Annotated in this window: 8 protein-coding genes and 1 pseudogene; 4 read left to right on the forward strand and 5 right to left on the reverse strand. The window is 75.4% G+C overall.

Features of this window, described 5'->3' with window-relative positions; genetic code table 11:
* Together ABD308_RS39110 and ABD308_RS39115 are read right to left on the reverse strand one after the other, a co-directional pair.
* Positions 1-850: AAA family ATPase (locus ABD308_RS39110; protein WP_344345850.1), on the reverse strand; the 850-nt coding region annotated here is incomplete at its 3' end.
* Positions 847-2,016 (reverse strand): exonuclease SbcCD subunit D, encoded by a 1,170-nt coding sequence (locus tag ABD308_RS39115; RefSeq protein WP_344345852.1) that lies wholly within the window; start codon positions 2,014-2,016, stop codon positions 847-849. The genes ABD308_RS39110 and ABD308_RS39115, both read right to left, overlap by 4 nt.
* Positions 2,017-2,540: 524 nt before the next feature.
* On the opposite strand from ABD308_RS39115, the pseudogene ABD308_RS39120 reads away from it, so the two are divergent.
* From ABD308_RS39120 to ABD308_RS39135, 4 genes and pseudogenes are all read left to right on the forward strand, one after another.
* Positions 2,541-2,639, forward strand: a pseudogene (locus ABD308_RS39120) (PCRF domain-containing protein); the annotation flags it as partial.
* Positions 2,640-3,688: 1,049 nt separating this feature from the next.
* Complete coding sequence (locus tag ABD308_RS39125) at positions 3,689-4,459, forward strand: NUDIX hydrolase (protein ID WP_344345854.1); 771 nt, start codon at positions 3,689-3,691, stop codon at positions 4,457-4,459.
* A complete protein-coding gene (locus ABD308_RS39130; RefSeq protein ID WP_344345856.1) occupies positions 4,456-4,842 on the forward strand; it encodes a VOC family protein in 387 nt (128 codons plus the stop codon). The genes ABD308_RS39125 and ABD308_RS39130 overlap by 4 nt, the downstream gene beginning before the upstream one ends.
* A gap of 191 nt (positions 4,843-5,033) precedes the next feature.
* Positions 5,034-5,834, forward strand: coding sequence for an SGNH/GDSL hydrolase family protein (locus tag ABD308_RS39135; protein WP_425554970.1), 801 nt, complete (start codon positions 5,034-5,036; stop codon positions 5,832-5,834).
* A gap of 67 nt (positions 5,835-5,901) precedes the next feature.
* Here ABD308_RS39135 and ABD308_RS39140 read toward each other — a convergent pair whose 3' ends face one another.
* The 3 genes from ABD308_RS39140 to ABD308_RS39150 form a co-directional block, all read right to left on the reverse strand.
* A complete protein-coding gene (locus tag ABD308_RS39140) occupies positions 5,902-6,906 on the reverse strand; it encodes a nitroreductase/quinone reductase family protein (protein WP_344345858.1) in 1,005 nt (334 codons plus the stop codon).
* Between the two features lie 224 nt (positions 6,907-7,130).
* Positions 7,131-7,967: a protein phosphatase 2C domain-containing protein gene (locus tag ABD308_RS39145; protein WP_344345860.1), complete on the reverse strand. Its 837-nt coding sequence runs from the start codon at positions 7,965-7,967 to the stop codon at positions 7,131-7,133.
* On the reverse strand, positions 7,961-8,202 hold a 242-nt coding region (locus ABD308_RS39150), incomplete at its 5' end, for a hypothetical protein (protein ID WP_344345862.1). The genes ABD308_RS39145 and ABD308_RS39150, both read right to left, overlap by 7 nt.

Here is an 8,202-nt window from a genome sequence, read left to right on the forward strand (position 1 = left end):
CCTCCTCCGCGCCGGCCAGCGCGGCCCCGGCGGCGGGCAGCCGCTCGGCCGCGCCACCGCGCAGCACGGCCGCCCAGCCCAGCACCTCCATGGTGAGGTCGCCCTCCGGACCGGTCCCGTCCTCGCCGGGCACCCGGCCCGCGTCCGGCTCGGTGCCCGGACCGGCCGCCTGCTCCGCCTTGCTCGCCAGGTCCCGCAGCCGGCGGCGCCCCGCCTGCACGGCGGCCTCGTGGGTCCGGCGCTGCTCGGCCAGCCAGGCCTCCACGGACTGGAACCGCTCGGTGTCGAACAGCCGGCGCAGCAGCTTGCCCCGCTCCTCCGAGTCCGCCCGCAGGAACCGCGCGAAGTCGCCCTGCGGCAGCAGCACCACCTGGCAGAACTGGTCCCGGCTCATGCCGATCAGCCGGTGGATCTCCTCCCCGGCCTCCTGGTGCGACTTGCTGACCGCCCGCCAGCCCGGCGCGCCGTCACCGGTGCCCGCGCCGTCGGGCGCCCACTCGCGCAGCAGCGTCTGCGCGCGCTCGACCGTCATGCCCTTGCCGACCTTCTTCGGCCGGGGCTGCTCCGGGACGCGGGTGATCTCCAGCCGCCGCCCGCCCAGGGTCAGCTCCAGCCGGACGGCGGTCAGCCGGTCCGGTGCGGCGTGGTCGCTGCGCAGCCGGTTGGTCCGGCGGGTGCCGGGCACCTCGCCGTAGAGGGCGTAGCAGACCGCGTCCAGCACGCTGCTCTTGCCCGCGCCGGTGGCGCCGCGCAGCAGGAAGAGGCCGCCGGCGGCCAGCGCGTCGAAGTCGACCGTCTCGCTGCCCGCGAACGGGCCGAACGCGGTCACGGTCAGCCGGTGGAGTCTCATCGGGGCAGCTCCGCCTTCCGGTCGGTGGTCTGCCGGACGCGCTCGAAGCCCTCGCGCAGCCAGTCCAGCTCCTCCGCGTCCGGCTCGGCGCCCGGGCGGACGTGCCGCAGGAAGCCCTCGGCGATCTCCAGGTCCGTCCGTCCGCCGACCCGGGCGGCGTAGGAGGCGGAGGCGTCGGTGGTGGTCTCCTCCGGTTCGAAGAGCAGCTGGAGGGTGTGCGGGAAGCGGCGGCGCAGCCGCTCCATCGGTTCGCTCGGGCGGCTCGGGTCGGTGAGGGTGGCCTGCACCCAGGAGCGCTCGTCGGAGGTGTACCGCTCGTCGGTGAGCAGCTCGTCGAGCCGGCCGCGCAGCCGGGCCAGCGGGCGGGGCACCGGGCAGTACACCCGCTCGGCGGCGACCGTGCCGTCCGCCGCGAGGTCGACCAGCCACATGCTCTTGCGGTGCTCGTGCTCGGAGAAGGAGTAGGCGAGCGGGGAGCCGCTGTAGCGCAGGTGCGGGGCCAGCGTCTGGCAGCCGTGCAGGTGGCCGAGCGCGGCGTAGTGCACGCCGTCGAAGACACCGGCGGGGACGGCCGCGACTCCGCCCACCGCGATGTCGCGCTCGCTGTCGCTGGGCTCGCCGCCGGTGACGAAGGCGTGCGCCAGCACCACCGCGCGGGTGCCGGCCGGGCGGGCCGCGAGGTCGGCCCTGACCTGGTCCATCGCCGCGCCGAGCACCGCCGCGTGGCCGCCGCGCGCCAGGCCGAACCGCTCCCGGACCAGCGTCGGCTCCAGGTACGGCAGTCCGTAGACCGCGACCGGCCCGTGCTCGTCGGCCAGCACCACGGGCTCGGCGCACTCGCCGGGGTCGGTCCGCAGGTGGACGCCGGCCCGGCCGATGAGCCCCGCGCCGACGCCCAGGCGGCGGGCGGAGTCGTGGTTGCCGCTGATGAACACCGTCGGCACGCCCAGGTCGGCCAGCCGGTGCAGCACGTCGTCGAACAGCGTGACCGCCTCCAGCCCGGGCAGCGCGCGGTCGTACACGTCACCGGCGACCAGCACGGCGTCCACGCCTTCGTCCCGGACCACCGCCACCAGGTGGTCCAGGAACGCGCGCTGGGCGTCGTGCAGGCTCTCCCGGTGGAACGATCGCCCCAGGTGCCAGTCGGAGGTATGCAGCAGTCGCATGGTCCCCGACCATAACGGGCGCCACTGACAACCCGGCCCGGAACGGGATTCCCCCCTGCTCCGCCGGGCCGCCCCGCCGGGTCGTGCACGGGGTGGCACTCCTTCGCCCCGCCCGGTCTTCGATCGCTTGCGGCGGTCTGACCGCACCGATTGTCAGTGACCGTGTGTATGTTCGCGATCGCTGGGAGTCAAGCGGCTCGCGGTGTCGATGCGGCGGGAGGTGGGTGTGGCGGGTGGCGACCGCCCGTGCGGCCTGCGGAGGTCGCGTTCGGTGGATTGTCGGTGACGGTGTGTATGGTCGCGATCGCCGGGAGCCAGGGGGCTCGTGGGGCCGGTGCGGCGGGTGTCGACGAGGGGAAGGACGACGTGATGGGCGTGCGGGACGGGATGCGGAGCGGGCGCGTCGGGCAGCGGCGGCCCGGGCCCGGTGGGCCGGGGATGAGGGGTGCCGGTGGGCGGCCTCCGGGCGGCGCGGGTGGAGACGGCCCGCGCGGGTGGCGGCGGGGCCGGCCGCGCGGGGNNNGGAGGTCCGCACCCTCCTGTCGGGCGAGTACGACGCCCGCGAGGCGCTGATCAACATCCGCGCCGAGGCCGGTGGCGTGGACGCCGCCGACTTCGCCGACCTCGCGGGGTACGGGCTGTTCGGCGGGCTGTCGTTCCGCAGCTACCTGCGGCGGGTGGCGGTCCAGCTCCGGGCGCTGGGCGCGCACGGCATCGAGGTCCACCTGCGGATGCTGGACCCGCCGGACTACGAGGAGTTCTGCGCGGTGCTCGGCTTCGACCCGGGGGACGCGGCGGCCCGGGTCGCGTACGCGGCCGATCCCGAGCTGGCCGGGGAGCCGTTCGTCTACGCCGGGCAGCGGCTGGCCGTGCTGCTGCCGGAGCTGGCCGGCGACCACCTGGCCAGGGTGCGGATCTCCATCGCGATGGCGGCGCTGCTGGAGGCGGTCGGCGAGGGGCCGCCGGGGGAGCGGCGGCTGGTGGCGGTGCTCCGGCACGCGGTCGAGGTCCGCTCGGCCGTGGCTGCGGGCGCCGGTGACGGGCTCCACCTGCTGACCGTCCGCTGCCACGGCCCCGAGCACGGCGAGGAGCTGACCTCGGCGACCGACCTCCTGGTGGAGCGCGGCCGCTCGGGCACGGGCGGGCGGGACGGCGAGGCGTTCTGCGTGACGCTGGCGGCGGGGCTGGCCGCCGGCGGCACCGGGGCGATGGTGCTGCACGGGGATCCGGCGGTGCCCGGCGGGCAGGTGGTGCTCGGCTGGGCGCTGCGCGGCGGGCGGCTGCGGCCGATGTCCGTCCGCGAGGTGCTGGACGAGCTGGCCGACGACGTCGGACGCGGGCTGCCCTTCCCGCCGGCCGCCGTCCCGCTGCCGGGCTTCCCGCTCCCCGCCCCGCCCGTGCCGCCCGCTACGCCCCCGCCGTTCGCGCCGGAGGACGGAGGTGGGTCCCTGGGCTGACCGGGACTGACCAGGGCGTTCGGTCCGCGGTGTCCACCAAGCGGCGCTGGGGACTGTTCATCGACCGCCTGTTCGGGGAAGATTTCGGGGAAGATCAACAGTGGGAACGGCCGGTGCCCCACGCCGCCGTGCCCGCCCGTTCGGCCCCGAACCGCGCACCGTGAACGTCCCCGCGCACCGTCGGTCCGGCGAGCCCGACACCGAAAGGGGGACGCATGAGCCGGATCGAGTACAGCGCGGAGATCGCCGAACTGCTCGGCCGGGTGCGCCGGCGTCCCACCGCGGGGTGGCCGTGGCGGCCGGATGAGCGGGTGCCTCCCGGGCTCGTGGTCAAGCAGTCCTGGGGCTGGCTGTTCGCGCCCGACGGCCGGGTGCTGACGCTGGTCAACCCCAGGGACGGCATCGTCTCGCTGCCCGGCGGTTCGCTGGAGCCGGAGGACTCCGGCGATCCCGGCTCGGCGCTGGCCCGTGAGGCGGGCGAGGAGGCGCAGGCCCTGATCGGCACGGCGTACTACCTCGGCTACCTCTACGACCGGGTCGGGTCGGCCAACGGCGGGAACGAGTGCGCCCGGGTCCGGATGGCCGCCGCGCTGCGGGCGGTCGGCCCCAGCGCGCCCGACCCGGCCTCGGGGCGGCACTACCGGCGGCTGCTGGTGGCGCCGGGCCTCGCCGTCGAGCTGCTCGGCTGGGGCACGCCCGGACTGCGCCAGGCGCGGGCGGCGGTGACGACCGCCGTCCGGTGGCTCGGCGTGCCCGCGGCGGCCAACGAGACGATCGAGGAACTGCCGGTCGACGGCTGCGAGGTGTTCCCCGGGACCCCGCCCGCCGGATTGTCCGGACCGGCTGGCGACCCGGCGGACCGCCTGCCCGACCGCCTGTCCGACCGCACTCCCGGCCAACTTCCGGACCACTGGGCGAACCACCTGACGCACCGTCCGGCGGACCGCCCGTCGGACCGGCCGTCGGACCGGCCCGGCGACCGGTGAGCGCGGGCGGCCCGCCCCGCTCCCGGGGCCTGTTCCACCACGTCGAGCTGTGGACGGACGACCTCGCGGTCGCCGAGGCGCAGTGGGGCCCGGTGCTGCTCGCGCTCGGGTGCGAGCCGTTCCAGCACTGGCCGAGCGGCCGCAGTTGGCGGCTCGGTGACGCCTACCTGGTGATCGAGCGATCGCCGGCGATGCTGCCGGGCGGGCACCAGCGCCTGCGGGCCGGCCTCAACCACCTCGCCGTGCACGGCGACCGGGTGGCGGTGGCCGCCGCGCTCGCCGCCGGCTGGACCGTCCGGGTGGACACCGGTGAGGCGGTGCACCTGATCGACCGCCAGGGCTTCGAGCTGGAGGTCGTCGTCTCCGGCGACACGCCCGGTTGACCGGGCCTGCTCCGACCGGGTGACGTTCCGTCCGGTGACCACCGGCGCTCACCCCGTCGCCCGTAGTGAGAAAGGGCGCGTTCATCGCGGCGTTGTCAGACTTTTCGTCAATTGACTTGGCATGACAACTTCACACGTTAGCTACCGCCTGGTATCAAATTCCGTGACGCACGTCACTGCCAGGAGGTCTCATGCCCCGCCCTGCCCGAGCCATGTCCGTCGCCGTCACCGCGGCCCTCCTCTCCCTCACCACGCTGGCCACCGCCGGTCCGGCCCACGCCGCCGGCGTCAACTACGTCGCACTCGGCGACTCGTACTCCTCCGGCCTCGGTGCCGGCGGCTACACGGCGGAGAGCGGGGGCTGCAAGCGCAGCACCAACGCGTACGCCTACCTGTGGAGGAACGCGCACGCGCCGACGTCCTTCAAGTTCGTCGCCTGTTCCGGGGCGAGAACCGGTGACGTGGTCAACAGCCAGATCGCCGCCCTGAGTTCCACCACCACGCTGGTCAGCATCAGCGTCGGCGGCAACGACGCGGGCTTCGCGAACACGATGCAGACGTGCGTCCTGGACTCCGAGAGCGCCTGCCTCAACGCGGTCGCCACCGCGAAGAACTACGCCACCAACACCCTGCCCGGCCAGCTGGACAGGGTCTACTCGGCGATCCGCTCCAAGGCGCCGAACGCCCGCGTCGTGGTGCTCGGCTACCCGCACATGTACAAGGTCGGCGGCAGCTGCATCCTCGGCATCGGCGACACCAAGCGGGCCGCCATCAACGGGGCCGCCGACGTGCTCGACGACGTCCTCGCCAAGCGCGCCGCCAACGCGGGCTTCGCCTTCGGCGACGTCCGCTCGGTCTTCCGCGAGCACGAGATCTGCGGCTCCAGCACCACCTGGCTGAACAGCGCCACCCTGCCGGTCGACGAGAGCTACCACCCCAAGGCCGCCGGCCACTCGGGTGGCTACCTCCCGGTCTTCTCCGCCCAGGTCTGAGCGGCCGCCAGGAGCGGTTCGCCCAGGCCCCGAACAGGCCCGGGCCGGGGTCGGCGGGCCCGTCCGCTCAGCGGTGCGGCGCCGCCGTCGGCGACGGTTCCGGGGACGGCTCCGGAGCCGGCGAGGGTGCCGTCGCGGGTGCCGGTGCCGGGGCCGGCGGGAACGGGATCCCGGCGAGCGCGGGCAGCAGTTCCCGTTCCTCGTGGGCGAGATGGGCCTCCAGCGCGGCCGTCATCCGGGCCAGCTCGGCCCGGAACGCCCCGGGCTCGGCCGTGCCGATGCCGGCCACCAGCGCGGCGAGCCCGTCCTTCAGCCCGGACAGCGTCCGGTGCTCCTCGGCCAGCCGCTCCAGGACGCCGCGCAGCTGCGGATGGCTGCGGGCCAGTGCAGGGAAGACGCCCCGGTCCTCACCGCTGTGATGGGCGGTCAGCCCCTGGCAGAACGCCAGGCAGTGCTGGCGGATCTGGAGGCCGAGCGAGGGAACGCGCGCGCCGCCGCCGTCGGCGAAGTGCGCCTCGGTCTCGGCCCGGAGGTGCCGCAACTGGGCGCGCAGCCAGTCGTGCGCCTCCAGGATCCTGTCCGCCAGGCCGGCGATCTCGCGCGGCGGCACGTCGGCCCCGGTGTGCTCCAGCACCACCACCGGCAGGACCCGTTCGGTGTGCCGCTGGTAGTCCCCGTACCCGGGCGCGGCCCGGACGACGGCGGCGAAGAGCCGGTCCCGCCGCGCGCCTTCGGCCGGGACGGCGATCGCGTCGAACGCCTCCTCGCCGAGTTCCACCCGCACCACCGGGCGGGCGAGCAGGTTGCGGTACCACTGCGGGTCCTCGGCCGCCCCGGCCGCGGAGGCGACGACCAGCAGCAGGCCCTCCGCCCGCACGAATCCGAGCGGCACCGTGTGCTCGCGGCCGCTGCGGACGCCCACGGTGGTCAACAGCAGCAGGTCGCCGCCCTCGAAGGGCCCGCCGACCCGACCGCCGTTGGCGCGGAACTCCTCGATGACGGTCTGGTTGAACGAATCGGGTGAAGGGGTGACATCAGAAGAACCGGATGAATCGAATGACGAAGAAGACATGGGCATGCGTCTGTGTGGATCTCCGAACATGGTGGAGCGGCCACCGCCTCGGCCGTGGCCGCGCGGGAAGGGTCAGAAAAGGGGAGCGGAGTAGATGCTCATCACGCGTCGTCCCTCGAACTCGGGTGCCGGCCCGATCGCCGGCCGGCCCAAGTCTCTTTGGCCGGCGCCACGCCGCACGCGCCCCATCAGAGCACCCCGCCCGTCGGCTGTCAACGCGACGATCACCCGGCCGTCGACCGGGGCACCAGCAGCACGGCGGTCGCGTCGTCGTGGCACTTGGCGCGGGGCCAGCGGCGGCACTCCGGATCGGTGAGCTCCAGTTCCCGGGTGCGGGCGATGAGGTGGCGGGGTCCGTGGCGCTCAAGCCCGGTCAGCAGCCCGGTCCAGCTCAGGACGCCGAAGTCGTCGGCCGCCCGGGCGGCGCCGTCGCTGAGCAGGGCGGCGGCCCGGACCTCCCCGAGCGGAACCGCGCCGACCAGGGCCTCTCGGGCCGCCTCCGGATCGGCCGCGGCGGCCCAGTAGCCGGTGGCCGTGTTCATCGTCGGACGCTGGGCGCGCGCGGAGGCGATGGCGCGCTCGCCCGGCGACAGCGACGCCAGCTCCCCGGCCATCGCCCGGTGCTGAGCCGTGGTGACCTCCGAAACCCGGTGGTCCGCGACCGTCCTGACCCCGGTCGCCAGCCGGAGGGCGAGCGTGGAGTCCGCGAGCACCACCCACTCCAGCCGGTCGGCGGCGGCCCTGGCGACGGTGACCGTGGCCGAGGGGGTGAACGGACTGCCCAGGTCGCAGGTGGCGGCGTGGGTCCGCGCGGTCTGGCGGATCGCCGCGGCCAGGCACTCGCGGAGGCCGGTGCGCCGGTCGACGGCCCGGCGGTGCAGCGCGGTGCCGAGCGTGCGCACGAACCACGGCACTCCGTGGACGCACCCGGTGTCCAGGGCGGCGGGAAGTCCCGCGCCGTCCAGCAGGACCGCCACGTCGTCGGCGGCCAGGGCGAAGTCCTCGTTGCGCGCGCCCGGTCGGGCCTGTGACGCCACCGAGGCGCGCAGGGCGGTCAGCATGCGGTGCGGGCGTACGAGTCGCACTCCTCCGGGGTCCAGCTCCGGGCGTGCGCCCAGACCTGGCCGGGGGAGAGCCGGGCGGGGTCGTCGGTGCTGAAGGAGGCGCGGGAGACCGCGGGGGGTGCGGTGGTGCGGACGTCGATGCCGTAGCGGCGCGGGCGCTCGTCGGACGGCGGGCGCAGCGCGGGCCCCCGGCGGGCCCGCAGGTCCCGCCGAGCGCGCGGTGCCCGCCGGG

Origin of the sequence: Kitasatospora putterlickiae (assembly GCF_039527695.1) — a bacterium.
GTDB classification, from domain to species: domain Bacteria; phylum Actinomycetota; class Actinomycetes; order Streptomycetales; family Streptomycetaceae; genus Kitasatospora; species Kitasatospora putterlickiae.

Bases quoted from the DNA above. Each gene is read 5' to 3' on its own strand.
- ABD308_RS39115 (WP_344345852.1), bottom strand. From the start codon at position 2,016: ATGCGACTGCTGCATACCTCCGACTGGCACCTGGGGCGATCGTTCCAC.
- ABD308_RS39125 (WP_344345854.1), top strand. From the start codon at position 3,689: ATGAGCCGGATCGAGTACAGCGCGGAGATCGCCGAACTGCTCGGCCGG.
- ABD308_RS39135 (WP_425554970.1), top strand. From the start codon at position 5,034: ATGCCCCGCCCTGCCCGAGCCATGTCCGTCGCCGTCACCGCGGCCCTC.
- ABD308_RS39140 (WP_344345858.1), bottom strand. From the start codon at position 6,906: ATGTCTTCTTCGTCATTCGATTCATCCGGTTCTTCTGATGTCACCCCT.
- ABD308_RS39145 (WP_344345860.1), bottom strand. From the start codon at position 7,967: ATGCTGACCGCCCTGCGCGCCTCGGTGGCGTCACAGGCCCGACCGGGC.